The organism is Campylobacter concisus, from assembly GCF_002914005.1.
In the GTDB taxonomy this organism is placed as follows: domain Bacteria; phylum Campylobacterota; class Campylobacteria; order Campylobacterales; family Campylobacteraceae; genus Campylobacter_A; species Campylobacter_A concisus_N.
Genome location: NZ_POZU01000076.1, coordinates 1 through 16,988 on the forward strand (window position 1 = coordinate 1; position 16,988 = coordinate 16,988).

Sequence of the window (16,988 nt, forward strand, 5' to 3'; positions counted from 1 at the left end):
GTTTTTGTATGTTTTAGATAACTTTTTTAAGCAATTTGCAATCTTTCTTGCGCGGATATAACTTGGCAAAACGTATTTGACTATTAGTTTTGCTAAAAAATTTTATCAAACGCTTTTAAAGGGCTTTGGCCATTAAACTGCTTAGTCATCTTTGTAAAATTTGCCCGTCTTTTGCAAATTTACTGCTTTGCGCCGATTTTTTATAAAATTAAGCAAGCTAGCAATGCCTTATAGACTACCAATAAATTTGCTTTCTAATATAAATTTAATGGTAAATTCTAGTCTTACCGCATAAATTTAACGCTATTCTATAGGCTTAAACTGCTTAAAATCCACACCGGTCGCGTCAAGGACTGCGCGGGAATAAAAGTAAAAACTATAAAACAAATCATCATCATAAAAGCGTTCTTCCCAAAGCTCCTCGTCGTTTTCGTCGCTTTGTGGCCACAGGTATTTTTCGGCTAACATATCAGCAAAGCTATTCAGCGGTACAGCGTGATTAATCTTGTTGGCATCGTCACAAACCATAAGCATAGACGCTAAAAATTCACCCAAACGAGGCACGATCAGCTCTGTCATCTCGTTTTTGCCGCCGTTATCCGCGACCAACTTCGCCCGCATAAAAATTCTCGCCAAAAATACAAGTGCAAAAGGCGTAGCGTGCCAAAAAGTACTTTGATGCTCTATTTCTTTAAAAATTTTATCAAGCACGTCACAAGCAGCTTTGGCGTTAAATTTTGCTTCATTGTTATTTGCTGGATTTGCCGTATTTTGTCCGCTATTTGACTTGCTGGTAGTCAAACTTTGCGTCAAATTTTTCTCGCCGATCGCTGCCGAAAGCTGTTTAAAAATTTCTGGAAATCCGCTTGCTCTGCCATAAGTCGTCGTTAATCTACTCCAAGGCACGTCTTCTATCTTTAAATTTGTGATGTATACTAAATTTTGCTTATTCATCTATATGCCTTTAAAATTTACTCTTATGCTTGGCATAAATAAATCTGACAGAGTAAAGCCAAAATTTAGCCCTTGGATTTTATTTTATCTAGCCACTCATTTAGTGTTTTTTCAAAGCCTATGCCCTTGCTTTTGTAAAAAACGAGCGGTTTCTCTAGATATTTTTGCTCGACCCAGCCGCCAAAATCATGCGGATAAAGGTAGTCTTTGCTCTCTTTTGTGTGATTTTTTAGATATGGCGGGATCTTTAAAATTTCCTCGCTTTGCACGTATTTTAGGGCAGCATTTATTGCATTGTAGCTGGAGTTTGACTTTGGCGAGCTGGCTAGATAGATGGCGCACTGAGCCAGTATGATCCTAGCCTCTGGAAAGCCTATCTCTTTTACCGTACTAAGCGTGCTGGCGGCTAAATTTAGTGCATTTGGGTTTGCATTGCCGATGTCTTCGCTGGCAAATATCGCCATCCTTCTAGCGATGAAGTCCGCACTCTCGCCAGAGTCTATGAGCCTTGCGAGATAGTATATGACGGCATTTTCGTCGCTTCCACGCATACTTTTTATAAAAGCGCTTGCTAGCTCGTAGTGCGTGTCATCCTCTTTTGCCCCCTCTTTTAGGGCGTTTTGGCGCAGTGTTTTTAAATTTTCCAGGCTCACATTTTCATCAAGTGTGACGGCAAATTCTAGTAAATTTAGCATAGCTCTTGCGTCACCGCCGCTACTTTTAAAGAGATACTCTTTTGCTTCTTCGTCAATGCTAAATGAAATTTGCTCTCTTATCTTGCCAAGAAGCTCCTCAAAATCGCTACTGCTAAGCGGTCTAAACTCAAAGAGCATCGAGCGGCTTCTGATGCCTGAGCTTAGCGTGAAAAAGGGATTTTCCGTGCTAGCGCCGATAACTAGGGCTTTGTAGTTTTCCATGGGGATGAGTAGCGCTTCTTGCTGGGTTTTGCTAAGCCTGTGGATCTCGTCTATGAAAAATAGTGGTTTATTTAGGGCGTTTTCATAGTTTTTTAAAATTTTGCGAAAGTCATCTATCTTTAAATTTCCGCCATCAAACTCGTAAAAGTCGTAGTTTGCACCACTTGCCACCGCCCTTGCAAAGCTCGTCTTGCCACAGCCTGCTGGACCATAAAAGATGGAGTGTGGGATTTTGCTAGAGGCTATAAATTTTAAAAATGCCGCCTTAACCGCCTTTTGTCCGCAAATTTCATCCAAGTTTTTTGGTCTAAACATCAGTGCAAGTGAGCTCAAATTTTTCCTTTACTTTGCTGGTTTTGGCAAAATTTTAGCCTTTGCACTAATACTTTCTATCTTAAACTCATAAATTTTAGTGATCTTTAGCCCATACTGAGCCGCTGTTTCAAAGGTACTCATCGCGTAGGCTGTGTATTTTAGGCTGAGAATTTTTAAAATTTCATATTTTTTAGCTTCGTCAGTGATCTCATAAACTTTAGTTTTTGCGATGGCACTTTTGTATTCAGTAGTAAAAACCTTGCCTCCAAGTGCCTTGCCATCGTCTTTTATCGCATCTAGCTCGCTTTCGCTTAGATGTGGGACTTTGTTAAAACTAACACAGACAAACTCCACTTTTCGTCCATCTTGAAGCAGTTTTGCCTTACAGCCAGCGGTAGCTCCGTGTATAAAAATGCTTTCACCAACTCTAACGGGCGAAATCGGTACGCTAAAAATTTCTCTCTCATCATCAATGCATGAAATTACTGCATATTCACATTCATCTATGATTTTTAAGCCATCTTCACGGCTTAGCTCTCTATCTTTTCGTCTCATTTTTTATCCTTTTTTTGAAAGAGCATTTTAAAATTTAAGTGCTTAAAGGCTAGTATAACGTAAAAATTTCAAGGAAAAATATGAAAAAATCTCTAATTTTTGCCCTTTTGCTGGGCGTAAATTTATTTGGTGCAAGCGAGGTTTGCAAGGAGTATGTTAAGCAAAGCAGGCTCTATCTTGACGAGCTTTACGCCAAAGAGAGCAAACGACTTACAGATGATGAGAAAGCACTAAGGCTTTTTGAGCTTAAATTTGATGAGTTTAAGCAAAGACAAAGCGGTCAAGAAGCCATAATTTTGCAAAACAAAGATGAGAAATTTTGCAAAAGAAAGCTTGAAGAGACAAACAAACTTTTAAATGATCTAAAAAAATAGATCAAATTTTTACGTTTAGATCCCAGTCTATTGGCGTTTTGCCGTGGTTTGCTAGATAAATGTTTGCTTTTGAGAAGTGACGGCAGCCAAAAAATGCCCCACGAGCCAGTGGGCTTGGATGTGCTGCCTCTAAGATGAGGTGCTTGCTGGCGTCAATGAGCGGTGCTTTGGCTCTAGCTGGGTTGCCCCAAAGCATGAAAACTACGTTTTGTAAATTTTCACTTATCTTTCTTATAACTGCGTCAGTAAAGCCCTGCCAGCCAAAGCTTGCGTGGGAATTTGCCACTCCAGCGCTAACGCTTAAAGTTGAGTTTAAAAGCAGCACGCCTTGCTTTGCCCATTTTGTGAGATCGCCGCTATTTGGCTCTTTTATGCCAAGATTAGCGTAAATCTCTTTATAGATATTTATAAGACTTGGCGGGACTTTTACGCCATTTGGTACCGAAAAGCTTAGCCCCATGGCTTGATTTGCGCCGTGGTATGGATCTTGGCCTAGGATGACGACTTTGACAGAGCGAAAAGGCGTTAGGTTAAATGCATTAAATATAAGCGCACTTGGTGGATAGACGGTGCCAGCACTCTTTGCTTTTAAGAAATTTTCTTTAATACGCGCAAAATTTTCACTCAAAAACTCATCTTTTAGCATCTCTTTCCAACTTGGCTCGATCTTTATATCATCTAAATTTATCTGCATTTTCCTGCCTTTTGTAAGTTTTAGCGGTATAATTTTAACTAAAATTTATCCAAAGGAAAGAGCTGTGTCTGAGCAAATTTTTAATAAAATCCACGATCTTCTTAGCAAAAATGGGGCTAAATTTAGAGTGATAGAACATGAGAGTGCTAGGACTTCAGAGGAGGTCGCTAAGATAAGAGGCACGAAGATGAGTCAGGGCGCAAAGGCTTTGGTGTGCTCGGTAAAAGGTGCCAACGAGGAGAAATTTAGGCAAATTTTTAAGGACGAAAACATGCTTGAAGGCTACTTGCTAGATGACGAAAAGCCAGTGATGAAGGCAGGCAAAATTTATCTAGTTGCTATCTTGCCAGCGGACAAACAGGCTGATCTTGACGCACTTTCGCAAAAATTTGATGGTAAAAAAGCAAGCCTTGCTAGCCCAGAGGAGGTCACTGCGCTGGCTGACTGCGTATTTGGCTCGGTTCCACCGTTTAGCTTTCATAAAAATTTGCATCTTGTTGTGGATGAGAGTTTGCTAGAGCGAAACGAGGAGATCGCCTTTAATGCGGGACTTCTTGATAGATCTATCGTCTTAAACGCAAAAGACTACGCTAGGATGGTAAAGCCAGTGCTAGTAAAATTTGTGAAATAAAAAGTGCTAGGCTAACCACTTCCTAGCACTAAATATTGTCGGGAGAAAAATGAATTTAAATAATGCAAAGACGAGAAATTGCTAAATTCATTTCAAGAACAAATATTATCAGGCATAATCTTAAAATATAATAAATTATATAAATAAAAAGCTTTAAATTTAGGGATTTATACATTTAAATATAAATATATATATTTCATAAATAAATTTATAGATCAAAGCTTGTGGATTTAAAAAGAATTTATAAAAATTTGCTTAGTAAATATTAAGTTTAGCTTAAAGCCCATTTAGATAAAATCCTTAATCGTTCTTTTATCGTAAAAAAGACAATTTGATATAAGGAAAAACAATGAGCGATATCATCGCATACAAACTAAATGGCGAAATAGTCGATACTCAAAGTATCGCAGGGCGTGAGAGTAGTGCTGAGCCTATCTATTTTGACAACTCAAAAGAGGCACTACACATTATCAGACACTCCTGTGCGCACCTCATGGCACAAGCTATCAAATCACTCTATCCAAAGGCGAAATTCTTTGTCGGACCAAACGTAGAAGATGGATTTTATTATGATTTTAGAGTTGATGATGAGGGCACGAAGCTAGGCGAGAGCGATCTAGCAGCGATCGAAGAAAAAATGAAAGAGCTTGCTGAGAAGAAAATTGATATCATCAAAACCTGCTCAACCAAAGCTAATATGAGCGATAAATTTAAAGATGACGACCTAAAACAAGAGGTCTTAAAAAGAATCCCAGATGGTGAAGTTAGCAGCTATTCGCAAGGCGATTTTGAAGATCTTTGCCGTGGACCACACGTACCAAATACTAAATTTTTAAAATTTTTCAAGCTTACACGCGTGGCTGGAGCTTATCTTGGCGGCGATGAGAGCCGTGAGATGCTAACTAGAATTTACGGCACAGCTTATGCAGATAAAGAGAGTTTAAAAGAGCACATCCGCATAATCGAAGAGGCTAAAAAGCGTGACCATAGAAAACTTGGTACAGAGATGAAGCTATTTACTTTTGATGAAGAAGTGGGTGGTGGTTTGCCGATATGGCTACCAAATGGCGGACGCTTAAGATCAAAACTAGAGCAAATTTTATACAAAGCTCACCGTGACCGAGGTTATGAGCCAGTGCGTGGGCCAGAGCTTTTAAAGGCTGATGTTTGGAGAAGAAGCGGTCACTACGCAAACTATAAAGAAAATATGTACTTTACGACGATCGACGAGGCCGAATACGGCATAAAGCCGATGAACTGCGTTGGTCACATCAAGGTTTATCAAAGCGACATCCGCTCTTACCGCGACTTGCCGCTTAAATTTTTCGAATACGGTGTGGTGCATCGTCACGAAAAAAGCGGTGTTTTGCACGGACTTTTCAGGGTTCGAGAATTTGCACAAGATGACTCGCATATCTTTTGTATGCCAAGCCAGATAAAAGAAAATATCCTAGAAATTTTAAAATTTGCTGGCAAGATAATGGAGAATTTTGGCTTTAACTACGAGATGGAAATTTCAACCAAGCCAGCCAAAGCGATCGGTGGAGATGAAATTTGGGAAACAGCGACGAAAGCACTAAAAGAAGCGCTTGACGAAAACGGCTTTAAATACGGCATCGACGAGGGCGGCGGCGCATTTTATGGACCAAAGATCGACATTAAGATCACCGATGCACTTAAGAGAAAGTGGCAGTGCGGCACGATACAAGTCGATTTTAACTTGCCAGAGCGTTTTGATCTAGGCTACATCGACGCAAACAACGAAAGACAACGCCCTGTAATGCTTCACAGAGCACTGCTTGGCAGTTTTGAGAGATTTATAGGAATTTTACTTGAGCACACTGCTGGTGAGTTGCCATTTTTCATCGCACCAACGCAGGTTGTAATCGTGCCTATTAGCGATGCGCATCTAGACTATGCAAAAGAAATTTCACGCGAGCTAAGAAAGATCAACGTCGATAGCGAGATCGCAAGTAAAAATGAGAGTTTAAATAAGAGAATAAGAACGGCAGAAAAACAAAGGGTGCCTATGATAGTCGTACTAGGAGACAACGAGGTAGCGAACAAGAGCGTTGCGTTGCGCGACAGACAGGCTAGGACGCAGAGCGATATGAGCTTGGCGGAATTTATAAATTTAACGAAGGAGAAACTTAGTGAGGTACATTTTTGAGTAAGGAAAATGAAGTATTGCTCAATGAGGACATAAGGGCGAGAGAGGTAAGATGTGTAGGGGATGATGGCACGGCATATGGTGTCATCTCAAGAGATGAGGCTTTAGAGATCTCAAATAAGCTTGGGCTTGATCTAGTGCTTATAGCGCCAGATGCGAAGCCACCAGTTTGCAAGATAATGGACTATGGTAAATTCCGCTATCAGCAAGAAAAAAAGCAAAAAGAGGCTAAGAAAAAGCAAAAAACCATCGAGATAAAAGAGATAAAACTCTCTGTCAAGATCGCCCAAAACGATATAAACTACAAGGTTAAACACGCAAGCGAGTTTTTGCAAGATGGCAAACACGTTAAATTTCGTGTATTTTTAAAGGGTCGCGAGATGAGCACCCCAGAGGCTGGCGTAGCCATACTTGAGAAGGTCTGGGAAATGATAAAAAATGAAGCTGATCGTGATAAAGAGCCTATGATAGAAGGTCGTTATGTAAATATGCTTGTAACTCCAAAAAAGGGTTAAATTCTCATAAAGAGCAGGCTAGGGCTTGCTCTTTGTTACATTAAATTTTTAATACAAAAACTTACAAATAATTATTTTCCAAAAATCCTATCATTTTTATTTCTGCGGTGTTTTGCGGGGTTAATATACCTTATGGTTAAATTTGATAGGCAAAATTTGGATGTGGTTTAAATTTAGTAAATTTTGGTCTTTACTTGCTGGAATTTACCCGCTTTGTTATCGCTCGCATGGGTGTTGTGCTAAAAATAATCTTGGAGGGGTGAAATCAACTTCTTTCGAGTTTGCAAGCCCATGCTGCTTGTGTTTAGTGTTTTAAGTTAGATTTCGCTTAATAGCAGATTAAATTTGATAAAAAATTCGCTCGTTTATAGCTTAAATTTATAAAATTTTTTAATCATCTCTTGCTAAAAGAAAACTCGCTTCTAGCTAAAAACCAAAGTAACTTTATATTGATTTACGTCCAAAATTTAACTTGGACGCAAATTTATAGAGCTAAGAGCAAAATCGGCCCTACACGTATCCCTGATCTATCATCGCATCGGCCACCTTGCGAAAGCCCGCGATATTTGAGCCAAGCACCAAGTTGCCCTCATCGCCAAATTCTTTACTCGTTTCATAGCTTAGTTCAAAGATGTGGTTCATGATGCCATGAAGTCTGCGATCGACCTCCTCAAAGCTCCACGAAGTCATACCAGCGTTTTGCATCATCTCAAGGCCACTTGTGCCCACACCACCGGCGTTTGCTGCTTTTGCTGGCGCAAAGTGAAAGTCTTTTTGCGCAAGCATGAAATTTATCGCATCAAGCGTGCTTGGCATATTTGCGCCCTCAGCCACGAAGCGGCAGCCATTTGCGTAAAGCACTTTTATATCAGCTAGATGAAGCTCGTTTTGTGTCGCACACGGGAAGGCTCCGTCGCATGGCACGTCCCAGACGCCGTTTCTGCCCTCTTTGTATTCGCTCACGCTTACATATTTTGCATTTGGCCTAAATTTGACGTATTCGCTAAGGCGAGCGCGTTTTACTTCTTTTAGCTCTTTAAGCACCGCTAGATCGATGCCCTCAGCGTCATAGACATATCCGTTTGAGTCAGAGACGGTGATAGGCAGTGCGCCTGCTTGATAGAGCTTTTCGACTGTGTAGATGGCGACGTTTCCGCTACCGCTGACGCTGCATTTTTTGCCCTCTAGGTCAAGTCCAGCTTTTTTTAGCATATTTTGTGTGAAATATACCAGTCCGTATCCAGTAGCCTCTGTGCGCGCTAGGCTGCCGCCCCAGTTTAGCCCCTTGCCAGTTAGGATGCCATCAAATCTGCCAGTTAGCTTTTTATACTGGCCAAACATATAGCCGATCTCTCTAGCACCCACGCCGATGTCGCCTGCTGGCACATCCACGGTGTTACCGATGTGGCGGTAAAGCTCGCTCATAAATGCTTGGCAAAAGCGCATTATCTCGCCCTCACTCTTGCCCTTTGGATCAAAGGTGCTACCGCCTTTTGCACCGCCGATATTTACGCCAGTGAGCGAGTTTTTGAAAATTTGCTCAAATCCAAGAAATTTTAGTACACCAAGATCGACGCTTGGGTGGAGCCTTAGACCGCCCTTGTATGGGCCAACAGCTGAGTTAAACTGCACGCGGTAGCCGTTATTTACCTTTGGTCTGCCATCGTCGCCTGTGTATGTCACGCGAAAGATCACCGTGCGCTCAGGGATGACGATGCGCTCTAGGATTGCGTGTTTTTGGTACTTGCTCTCTCTTTTTATAAGCGGCTCGAGGCTGTTTAGCACCTCAGTCGCAGCTTGGACAAAGACGCCTTGACCTGGGTTGGTCTTCTTTATCCACTCCATCGTTTGTTCGATGTACTCGCTCATTTTTGCTCCTTTTTCCTTTTTTTGTAGTTAAATATTAGCTAGGCTAGAAAAAATTTTTATTTAAAGATATTTTAATATTTTTATTTTGGGCAATGAGTGTTACATATCGAAACTAAATTTACAAAAAGTGGTTTTTGTTTCGATCGCTGGGATAAATTTATAAAAGAGAATTTAGTCCAAGAAGCCTAATTTTACTAAATTTCATATGCCATCTCTTGCCAGAAAAGAAGGGCTCTACCATCTGCTTGGACAAATTTTAGGATTTGCTCGGTTGATGGCAGGGTTTCTTCATTTAGCCTTGCTATATCGATGCTAGCAAGTGCTATGAAAAATTTCTCAAAGTCGCTTGCGATGCATCTACCGCAAAGCTCCTCATCTCCAAAGAGCCATGTATAGACCGCGCCACTCGTGCAATCAAGCAAAAATATCCACGGATCACCCACGGCAAAGACTATCAAATTTAAAGGGCGAGCTTCACCTTGCCACCATTTGCCACCAAACTCACCTACGCTATTTAGCCGTACTATCTCGCTTGCATAGTCGTCTCTGGAGCCGAATCTGACATTGCAAATTTCAAAATTTCCAAGGTCAAATTTGCTTATTAGCTTTGTAAATTTAGCTGGGAAATTTATGCCAAGAGCTTCTTGTGCGTTTTTAAGTGCTTGTGCGGTGGCTTTAACATCATTTTGAAGCAAGAGCCTCATGCCAGTCATACCCTCTTGCTCTAGTGGTAAGAAAATTTGATCTAACTTTTGAGAGATTTCATCTAGCTTTAAAAACATATCAGTCCTTTAATCTGCTGGATTTTGGCAAATTTTATCAAATTTATTTCAGCGTGCTTTTAATTTTGGCTCATTTGTTACCAAATTTAGACCACGATCTTCATAAATTTAAGAAGCTGGCAAGATAACTAAGAAAACTAGCAATCACTAAATGTGATATGTTATAAAGAATTAATGATGAGGTAAATTGGCTTGGTAAAGCCACGTAGCCCATAAAAGAGATTTATAACGACGCTAAAACATACGAAATTTAGGGCTTTCGCGTGTGCATGAGCTCACCATTTATGATGGAGTGCAAAGAAATTTTGAGCGGCGCAGCATTCAAAAGTGGAGCAAAAGATAAAAAAACTAAATGAGGGTGTGCCACCTAAAGAGTATGGCACAAGGATAGGCAAAACTATCTGGTAGCTAAAGCTTGGCACATATCTCTACACGCCAGTTTACCTGCATGAGGGTGTGCTTTACTTTGGCACCGCTGGCAATGGCGCATATCTCTACACCGTCGAGGCAAAAGTGGCGAGGTGATATTTAAATTTAAAACAAGTGGCGCGGAGTACTTTGCTTGGATTAATGGTCAAATTTTGCTTATAAACCGAAAAATAAACCAGTTTTGATAAACGCTAAAGATGGCTTGCTACTAAAAAAGATATAGTTTGAAATTTTGGCTTAGTTACAGATCAGATCATTCCAGTAGACTCTACGCTATGGTAAATGATAAAGTCAAGACGCATACAGTTTGCGTGGAAATTTAGCCTTGGCGAAATTTATCGCCAAAGCCGCAATGAGATAAATTTATCTCTTCTTCTTATATCTTTTTATCGCCTCTACGATGACCTCTTCTAGGTCGTCGTTTGGCTCTTTATTCATATCGTCATAGGTGTTTTCAAGGATAGTTTTTAAGTTTTTCTCAACGTAGCTAGTATCGAAAAATCCTCGTCTAAACTCCTTACTCTTGCTGATCGTTAGCAAAAATGGGATGATCGTTCGCACGCCTTCGATGGTAAATTCTTCAAGTGCTCTTTCAAGCTTATTTACCGCTAGATCGTAGTCGGTCGCCTTTACGATCAGCTTTGCGATCAAAGAGTCATAAAATGGCGGTATGGTGTAGTCCTTATAGACGTGGCTATCGACGCGCACAGATGGACCAAGTGCTGGATAGTAGCCCTCGATCGTGCCTGGTGCTGGGATGAAATTTTCCCAGACATTTTCGGCAGTGATTCTAGCTTCTATGGCGTAGCCACGTGGCTTGATATCGCTTTGCTCGATCTCTAAAATTTCACCTGCGGCGATCCTTATTTGCCTAACAACTAGATCATGGCCTGTGATCTCTTCTGTGATGCCGTGTTCGACTTGGATACGGGTATTCATCTCCATGAAGTAAAAGTTGTTGTAGTCATCTAGCAAAAACTCAATCGTTCCAACGTTTGAGTAGCCAACGGCTTTTGCAGCAGCCACAGCAGTCACGCCCATGATCTTTCTTAAATTTTCGCTGATCGAAGGGCAAGGTGCGATCTCGATGATCTTTTGGTGGCGCCTTTGGATAGAGCAGTCACGCTCGCAAAGGTGGATGATATTGCCGTAGTTATCGCCTAAAATTTGAAACTCGATGTGACGAGGATTTACGACAAGCTTCTCCATAAAGACTTCATCGTTGTTAAAGTAGGTCTTTGCTTCTCTGGTGCACGACTCAAAGGCATCTTGCATATCTTCTTCTTGCCAAACCTCTCTGATACCACGGCCGCCACCGCCACCACTTGCTTTTAAGATGACTGGGTAGCCGATACGTCTAGCGTGCTCTTTTATGGCGTCCATGCTCTCGTCATTTAGCTTTTCTGTGCCTGGAACGATTGGTATGCCGTTTCTCTTCATTAGGTATCTTGCGATATTTTTATCACCCATTTTTCTGATCACTTCAGCCTTTGGACCGATAAATATAAGCCCAGCATCCTCAACCGCCTTTGCAAATTCGTAGTTTTCGCTTAAAAAGCCATATCCTGGGTGTATCGCGTCAGCTCCGCACTCTTTAGCAAGCTTTACGATAGCTTTGGCGTCAAGATAACCTTTGATCGGATCTTCGCCCACTTGATAGGCCTCATCAGCTATCCTTACATGCAAGCACTCGCTATCTGGCGCTGTGTAAATTCCTACGCTTTGGATGTGTAAATCCCTACAAGCTCTGACTATCCTAACTGCGATCTCACCACGATTTGCGATAAGAATTTTATGTATCATAGGCTATCCTTTTTGAGTTTTGCTTATCATATAACTATTCGTTTTATTTTTAGATAAATTTATTAAGTCTGGTTTTAAAATTTGAGTGCAAAGGCTAAATTTACACTCAAATTTTTCTATCTATTGATGATTTGTGGAAAAGGGGTGGCTAGGGCTTTTTTGCTAAAATCTTGCGACTCGATCGTGAAATTTGTAGCAAATCTTTGAATGCCCTCTTTTTTATAAGCACGCCTTTGAATGGTAAAAAGGACTAAATTTCCGCCTTGTTTGGTGTAGCGATATATCGAGTGCTCGGCTGTTGGCACACCATTTAGGTTTGAAAATATTGTGATATCAAGATAAATTTCATTTGCCAGCGAACCCTTTTTATAAGCCACTTTTAGCCCTTTTGTTTTTAGCTCTTTTAGATCATTTATCTTTTGCTCGACTGCTTGCTCTGGCGTAGCATCAAATTTAAGGGTATTTAGCGAGAGCATGTAGCTAAAACTATCTAGCTTCTCGCCAGGCAGCAAATACTCCTGTGTGAATAAATTTGGCACAGGCTTGGCTGAATATGCTAGTGAATATAGTCTGTTGTCAAATTTTATCTGCACCGGCTCAAAGTACTGAGTCGCTGCAAGTAAGAGTGCCGGCAAAGCGATAAATGCTAAAAATTTCTTCATCAAATTCCCTTAAAATGGATTTACTATCATGACCCAGATGATGATGAGCATCGCGATAGTTGGCACTTCGTTGTAAGCTCTAAAGAAGATACCGCTTTTGTTACAGCGTTTTTCTTTGAGTTGCTTCATATAGCGTCCAATGTCTAGGTGATAGATAGCCATTAAGATGACAACTAAAATTTTGACATGGATGTGACCAGTTTTTATAAGATCAGGCATCGCGATAAGTATCAAAATGCCAGTGAAAAATGAGCCAATCAGTGCGACCCAACCGATGTAGTGATACATCTTATACTCCATCACTTCGACCACTTTTACAAAGTCTGGCTTGTCCATATTTTCTACGTGATAAACGTAGAGCCTTGGCTGGTAAAACAGCACTGCCATCCACGAGATGAAAAACAAATAGTGGAGGTATTTTAAGTAAAGATAATATTCTGCCATAACGTCTCCTTATCTAAAAAGTATCTCTTTTCTAGCTTCAAATTCAGCCTTGCTGATCGCACCACTCTCAAAAAGCTCATAAAGCCTTTTTAAGTCATCCTCTTTATCTTTTAGTTTTAGTCTCTCTTTTAGCTCGACTTTTTGTAAATTTTTCTCGACATAAGCACCAACTAAAAATGCATCGATGATCCACCAAATACCCCAAATAGCCAAGAATAAATAACCAACGAGGATGATTTGCAAAGAGTAACCGATAAAAAATAACCCCATCATCAAAAAGCCAGTGATAAATTTACCAAGGTAAATTCTATGCGCCCCAAGCCAGCCAGTAAGTAGCCAAAGCACGTATGCGACGTAGATATTATTTCCCACTCTCTCTCCTTTTCCTAAAACTTTGCCAAAGTATCATCACCACGCAAAGATCGATCATCACATCAGCGAAGTTAAAGACTGCAAAGTTAAACCACTTGTGCCAAAAGACGTAATCCACGACGCCGCCATGGATAAATCTATCTGTGATATTTGAGCTGCCAGCTCCTAGCAAAGCTCCAAGCCAAATGGCATGCGAGCAAAGCAGCTTTTTTTCAATGACTAGATAGACAAAAACGCCTAAAATGAGGGCTATCTGGATAAATTTCAGCCACTCATCTAAAAAGGCAAACATCGAAAACGCAACGCCTTTATTATATGTAAGAACTAGCGAGAAAAACTCGCCGTCCCAGGAAAAGCCATCTATAAATATCATTTTTATCGCTTGATCAACGACAAAAATGACAAAAAACGCGATGAAAAATTTAACTAAGCTTTTACGCATTTAGGGCTTTTACAAAAAATTTCTCAACTTCATCCATACGTTTTTCAACTAAAGTTTGATTTTTGCCCTCAAGCAAAAGTCTGATCAAATTCTCAGTGCCAGAGTATCTAAAGAGCGATCTTATGCCATCTTTTGCAAGGCTAGCCTCAAGCTCTTTTAGTCCTTCTATCTTATCAAGCGGCTTTTTCTCTGTGATTTTTAAATTTAGCAAAATTTGCGGATACGGCTTTAGTTCGCCAAAAATTTCACTAGCTTTTTTGCCTTTTTTAAGCATCATCGCGACAACTTGCATCGAGGTAACAAGGCCGTCACCAGTTTTAGCATAGTCATTAAATATCACGTGACCGCTTTGCTCACCGCCAAAATTTATACCATTTTCTTTCATCATCTCAAGCACGTATTTATCGCCTACGTTTGAGCGAAGTAGCTTGATTTTGTGAGCTTTTAGATAGTCATCAAGTGCAACGTTACTCATTACCGTAGCCACGATAGCTCCGCCTTTTAGCGCCTTTTGCTCGTGTAAAAATGCAGCTAACGAGCCAAGTATCGCGTCGCCATGCACAACTTCGCCGTTTTCGTCAACTACTACAAGCCTATCAGCATCGCCGTCAAATGCAAAGCCGATGTCGGCACGAAGCCTTTTTACTTCGCTTGTTAGATCCTCTGGATGAAGCGCGCCACAGTTTTGGTTAATGTTGCTACCATTTGGCTCGTCGTTTATAACGATGACGTCAGCTCCAAGCTCGCTAAATACGGTTGGTGCGACCTTGTAAGCAGCTCCGTTTGCCACGTCTAAAACTACTCGTAAATTCTTTAAATTTAACTCTTTTGGGAATGAATTTTTGATTTGCACGATATATCTGCCGATAACATCGTCGATCCTTTTGTTTGCGCCGATCTCTGTCATCGTTTTTTGGGCGTTTGCGATGAGCTCGTCGTCGTAGAAAATTTTCTCTATCTCAGCTTCTATTTTTTCATCAAGTTTGTTGCCAAAGCTATCAAAAAATTTGATGCCATTATCGTAGTATGGGTTGTGTGAGGCGCTTATCATTATGCCAGCGTCACAACGCATATTTTCTGTTAAAAATGCGATCGCAGGTGTTGGCATAGGGCCTATTTGAAGGACGTTGTAACCAACCGCAGTTAGACCTGCAACGATGGCGGTTTCTATCATATAGCCGCTTTTTCTAGTATCTTTTCCAACCAAAATCACATTTGTCGCTGAAGTCTTTCTAAAATAAATTCCAGCTGCCATTGCAAGACGCATAGATGTTTGAGCTGAAAGCTTCTCACCAGCTTTTCCACGAACTCCATCCGTTCCAAAAAGTTTCATAAAATTATCCTTTTTATTATAAAATGGTGCTATTTTATCAGAATTTACCTAATTTAAAATCTAAAATTTTACTTTCATTAAGGATGACTTAAATTAAGGTTAAATTTATTATATCTTTAATATAATCACCGACTAAAATTATTCAAAAAGGTATATTATGGCAAACCATAAATCTGCTGAAAAAAGAGCTAGACAAACTATAAAAAGAACAGAAAGAAACAGATTTTACCGCACAAGACTTAAAAATATTACAAAAGCAGTGCGTGTAGCTGTAGAAGCTAAAGATCTAAATGCTGCAAATGAAGCTTTAAAAGTTGCTAACAAAAGCATCCACAGCTTCGTAAGTAGGGGCTTTTTGAAAAAACAAACTGCTGCTCGCCGGGTTAGTCGCCTTGCACAATTAGTAAATACTCTAAAAGCTGCTTAATCTATAAAATTTAATGTTTGCTGATAAACTTCATCCATTTTTGGATCGCTATAATGAAATTTCTACGCTTCTTAGCGATCCAAATATAGCAAACGATATCGAAAAGATGACAAAGCTCTCAAAAGAGCAATCATCTATCGAGCCAGTCGCAACTGCTGCAAAAAAATATCTACAAATTCTAAACGACATCGACGAGAACAAAGCCCTGCTTGAGGACACTGAACTTGGCGAGCTTGCAAAAGATGAGCTTAAAAATTTAGAAATTTCAAGAGAGAAGCTTGAAGAAGAGATCAAAATTTTACTTCTTCCAAAAGATCCAAACGATGATAAAAACATATTTTTAGAAATTCGTGCAGGTACTGGTGGTGATGAGGCTGCGCTATTTGTTGGGGACCTTTTTAATGCTTACATTAGATATGCGGAGCTTCGAGGATATAAATTTGAGATCGTTAGCCAAAGCGAGGGTAACACTGGCGGCTTTAAAGAGATCATCGTGCTTATAAAAGGTAAAGGTGCTTACTCAAGACTAAAATTTGAAGGCGGCACGCATAGAGTTCAGCGTGTGCCAGAGACTGAGAGTCAGGGCAGGGTGCACACTTCGGCTGTGACTGTGGCTATTATGCCAGAGGTCGAGGATAGTGAGATCGAGATCAATCCAAATGATATAAGAGTCGATGTGATGAGAAGCTCAGGTCACGGCGGTCAGTCAGTAAATACAACCGATAGTGCCGTTAGAATCACACATATACCAACAGGCCTTGTTGTCACAAACCAAGATGGTAAGAGCCAACACAAAAACAAAGAAGCCGCGATGAAGGTGCTAAAGGCTAGACTTTATGAGCTTCAAGAGCAAGAGAAGCTTGCAAAAGAGACTAGTGAGCGAAAGAGCCAAGTTGGCACCGGAGATCGTTCTGGCAGGATAAGGACATATAACTATCCGCAAAACCGCATAAGCGATCACCGTATAAATTTAACACTTTATCGCCTTGATGCGATTATGGCTGCGGGATTATTTGACGAGATCGTCGAGCCACTTATTACGCATTATCAAGCAGAAGCTATGCTAGAAGCTGGCATTTAAACTTTCAAATTTCTATTTCAAATTTTATAATTTATTTCTTTACCTAAAAATATTACTTTAGATTAAAATACTTTTAAATTTACCAAGCTTTAAAGCCAAATTTACAAGAATTTTACAAAAATAGATATTTAAAAGTAGTAGTTAGTAATATTTTTTCTCATTTTTTTCAAAATAATATAAATTAGGTTTTTAGATTTTATTTTTCAAATAGCGATTTCT

Annotated in this window: 18 protein-coding genes; 6 read left to right on the forward strand and 12 right to left on the reverse strand. The window is 40.2% G+C overall.

Going from position 1 to position 16,988, the window contains the following annotated elements:
- Nucleotides 1-303 precede the first annotated feature (303 nt).
- The 3 genes from CYP54_RS08825 to CYP54_RS08835 form a co-directional block, all read right to left on the reverse strand.
- The gene (locus CYP54_RS08825) at nt 304-954 is read right to left on the reverse strand and encodes a hypothetical protein (RefSeq protein WP_103604968.1); all 651 of its coding nucleotides are present in this window, start codon (nt 952-954) and stop codon (nt 304-306) included.
- Nucleotides 955-1,019: 65 nt separating this feature from the next.
- The gene (locus CYP54_RS08830) at nt 1,020-2,186 is read right to left on the reverse strand and encodes a replication-associated recombination protein A (RefSeq protein WP_258033728.1); all 1,167 of its coding nucleotides are present in this window, start codon (nt 2,184-2,186) and stop codon (nt 1,020-1,022) included.
- Between the two features lie 27 nt (nt 2,187-2,213).
- On the reverse strand, nt 2,214-2,741 hold the full coding sequence (locus CYP54_RS08835) for a pyridoxamine 5'-phosphate oxidase family protein (protein ID WP_103604970.1): 528 nt from the start codon (nt 2,739-2,741) through the stop codon (nt 2,214-2,216).
- Nucleotides 2,742-2,821: 80 nt separating this feature from the next.
- Here CYP54_RS08835 and CYP54_RS08840 point away from each other — a divergent pair, with 80 nt between their 5' ends.
- Entirely contained in the window at nt 2,822-3,115 is a 294-nt protein-coding gene (locus tag CYP54_RS08840; RefSeq protein ID WP_103604971.1) for a hypothetical protein, read from the forward strand.
- A 1-nt stretch (nt 3,116) separates the two neighbouring features.
- Here CYP54_RS08840 and ung read toward each other — a convergent pair whose 3' ends face one another.
- Complete coding sequence (gene ung / locus CYP54_RS08845; RefSeq protein WP_103604972.1) at nt 3,117-3,809, reverse strand: uracil-DNA glycosylase; 693 nt, start codon at nt 3,807-3,809, stop codon at nt 3,117-3,119.
- Between the two features lie 64 nt (nt 3,810-3,873).
- Here ung and CYP54_RS08850 point away from each other — a divergent pair, with 64 nt between their 5' ends.
- The 3 genes from CYP54_RS08850 to infC all read left to right on the forward strand — a co-directional run bounded on the left by CYP54_RS08850 (nt 3,874) and on the right by infC (nt 7,125).
- Entirely contained in the window at nt 3,874-4,440 is a 567-nt protein-coding gene (locus CYP54_RS08850; RefSeq protein ID WP_103604973.1) for a YbaK/EbsC family protein, read from the forward strand.
- A gap of 349 nt (nt 4,441-4,789) precedes the next feature.
- Nucleotides 4,790-6,610 (forward strand): threonine--tRNA ligase, encoded by a 1,821-nt coding sequence (thrS, locus tag CYP54_RS08855; RefSeq protein ID WP_103604974.1) that lies wholly within the window; start codon nt 4,790-4,792, stop codon nt 6,608-6,610.
- Nucleotides 6,607-7,125, forward strand: coding sequence for a translation initiation factor IF-3 (gene infC / locus CYP54_RS08860; protein WP_103604975.1), 519 nt, complete (start codon nt 6,607-6,609; stop codon nt 7,123-7,125). The genes thrS and infC overlap by 4 nt, the downstream gene beginning before the upstream one ends.
- Before the next feature lie 510 nt (nt 7,126-7,635).
- Here infC and gdhA read toward each other — a convergent pair.
- The 8 genes from gdhA to glmM form a co-directional block, all read right to left on the reverse strand.
- Nucleotides 7,636-8,994 carry an NADP-specific glutamate dehydrogenase gene (gene gdhA / locus CYP54_RS08865; protein WP_103604976.1) on the reverse strand — a complete coding sequence of 453 codons (1,359 nt, stop codon included), beginning with the start codon at nt 8,992-8,994 and terminating at the stop codon, nt 7,636-7,638.
- A 194-nt stretch (nt 8,995-9,188) separates the two neighbouring features.
- The gene (locus CYP54_RS08870; protein ID WP_103604977.1) at nt 9,189-9,776 is read right to left on the reverse strand and encodes an SMI1/KNR4 family protein; all 588 of its coding nucleotides are present in this window, start codon (nt 9,774-9,776) and stop codon (nt 9,189-9,191) included.
- 792 nt (nt 9,777-10,568) lie between these two features.
- Nucleotides 10,569-12,008, reverse strand: coding sequence for an acetyl-CoA carboxylase subunit A (locus CYP54_RS08875; RefSeq protein WP_054195976.1), 1,440 nt, complete (start codon nt 12,006-12,008; stop codon nt 10,569-10,571).
- 116 nt (nt 12,009-12,124) lie between these two features.
- Nucleotides 12,125-12,670 carry an HI_0983 family protein gene (locus CYP54_RS08880; RefSeq protein WP_103604978.1) on the reverse strand — a complete coding sequence of 182 codons (546 nt, stop codon included), beginning with the start codon at nt 12,668-12,670 and terminating at the stop codon, nt 12,125-12,127.
- Nucleotides 12,671-12,679: 9 nt separating this feature from the next.
- Nucleotides 12,680-13,114, reverse strand: a complete 435-nt coding sequence (locus CYP54_RS08885; RefSeq protein WP_103604979.1) for a CopD family protein — start codon at nt 13,112-13,114, stop codon at nt 12,680-12,682.
- 9 nt (nt 13,115-13,123) lie between these two features.
- A complete protein-coding gene (locus CYP54_RS08890; RefSeq protein WP_103604980.1) occupies nt 13,124-13,486 on the reverse strand; it encodes an NINE protein in 363 nt (120 codons plus the stop codon).
- Nucleotides 13,476-13,928, reverse strand: a complete 453-nt coding sequence (gene lspA, locus CYP54_RS08895) for a signal peptidase II (protein ID WP_103604981.1) — start codon at nt 13,926-13,928, stop codon at nt 13,476-13,478. The genes CYP54_RS08890 and lspA overlap by 11 nt, the downstream gene beginning before the upstream one ends.
- Nucleotides 13,921-15,261 (reverse strand): phosphoglucosamine mutase, encoded by a 1,341-nt coding sequence (glmM, locus tag CYP54_RS08900; RefSeq protein WP_103604982.1) that lies wholly within the window; start codon nt 15,259-15,261, stop codon nt 13,921-13,923. The genes lspA and glmM overlap by 8 nt, the downstream gene beginning before the upstream one ends.
- 157 nt (nt 15,262-15,418) lie before the next feature.
- Between glmM and rpsT the strand changes: the two genes are divergently transcribed.
- A complete protein-coding gene (gene rpsT, locus CYP54_RS08905) occupies nt 15,419-15,688 on the forward strand; it encodes a 30S ribosomal protein S20 (protein ID WP_004317319.1) in 270 nt (89 codons plus the stop codon).
- 13 nt (nt 15,689-15,701) lie between these two features.
- Nucleotides 15,702-16,769, forward strand: a complete 1,068-nt coding sequence (prfA, locus tag CYP54_RS08910) for a peptide chain release factor 1 (RefSeq protein ID WP_103604983.1) — start codon at nt 15,702-15,704, stop codon at nt 16,767-16,769.
- The last annotated feature ends 219 nt before the right edge of the window (nt 16,770-16,988 follow it).

Coding starts and splice junctions, on each gene's coding strand:
- CYP54_RS08825 (WP_103604968.1), bottom strand. CDS start 954: ATGAATAAGCAAAATTTAGTATACATCACAAATTTAAAGATAGAAGAC.
- CYP54_RS08830 (WP_258033728.1), bottom strand. CDS start 2,186: ATGTTTAGACCAAAAAACTTGGATGAAATTTGCGGACAAAAGGCGGTT.
- CYP54_RS08835 (WP_103604970.1), bottom strand. CDS start 2,741: ATGAGACGAAAAGATAGAGAGCTAAGCCGTGAAGATGGCTTAAAAATC.
- CYP54_RS08840 (WP_103604971.1), top strand. CDS start 2,822: ATGAAAAAATCTCTAATTTTTGCCCTTTTGCTGGGCGTAAATTTATTT.
- ung (WP_103604972.1), bottom strand. CDS start 3,809: ATGCAGATAAATTTAGATGATATAAAGATCGAGCCAAGTTGGAAAGAG.
- thrS (WP_103604974.1), top strand. CDS start 4,790: ATGAGCGATATCATCGCATACAAACTAAATGGCGAAATAGTCGATACT.
- gdhA (WP_103604976.1), bottom strand. CDS start 8,994: ATGAGCGAGTACATCGAACAAACGATGGAGTGGATAAAGAAGACCAAC.
- CYP54_RS08870 (WP_103604977.1), bottom strand. CDS start 9,776: ATGTTTTTAAAGCTAGATGAAATCTCTCAAAAGTTAGATCAAATTTTC.
- CYP54_RS08875 (WP_054195976.1), bottom strand. CDS start 12,008: ATGATACATAAAATTCTTATCGCAAATCGTGGTGAGATCGCAGTTAGG.
- CYP54_RS08880 (WP_103604978.1), bottom strand. CDS start 12,670: ATGAAGAAATTTTTAGCATTTATCGCTTTGCCGGCACTCTTACTTGCA.
- CYP54_RS08885 (WP_103604979.1), bottom strand. CDS start 13,114: ATGGCAGAATATTATCTTTACTTAAAATACCTCCACTATTTGTTTTTC.
- lspA (WP_103604981.1), bottom strand. CDS start 13,928: ATGCGTAAAAGCTTAGTTAAATTTTTCATCGCGTTTTTTGTCATTTTT.
- glmM (WP_103604982.1), bottom strand. CDS start 15,261: ATGAAACTTTTTGGAACGGATGGAGTTCGTGGAAAAGCTGGTGAGAAG.
- rpsT (WP_004317319.1), top strand. CDS start 15,419: ATGGCAAACCATAAATCTGCTGAAAAAAGAGCTAGACAAACTATAAAA.
- prfA (WP_103604983.1), top strand. CDS start 15,702: ATGTTTGCTGATAAACTTCATCCATTTTTGGATCGCTATAATGAAATT.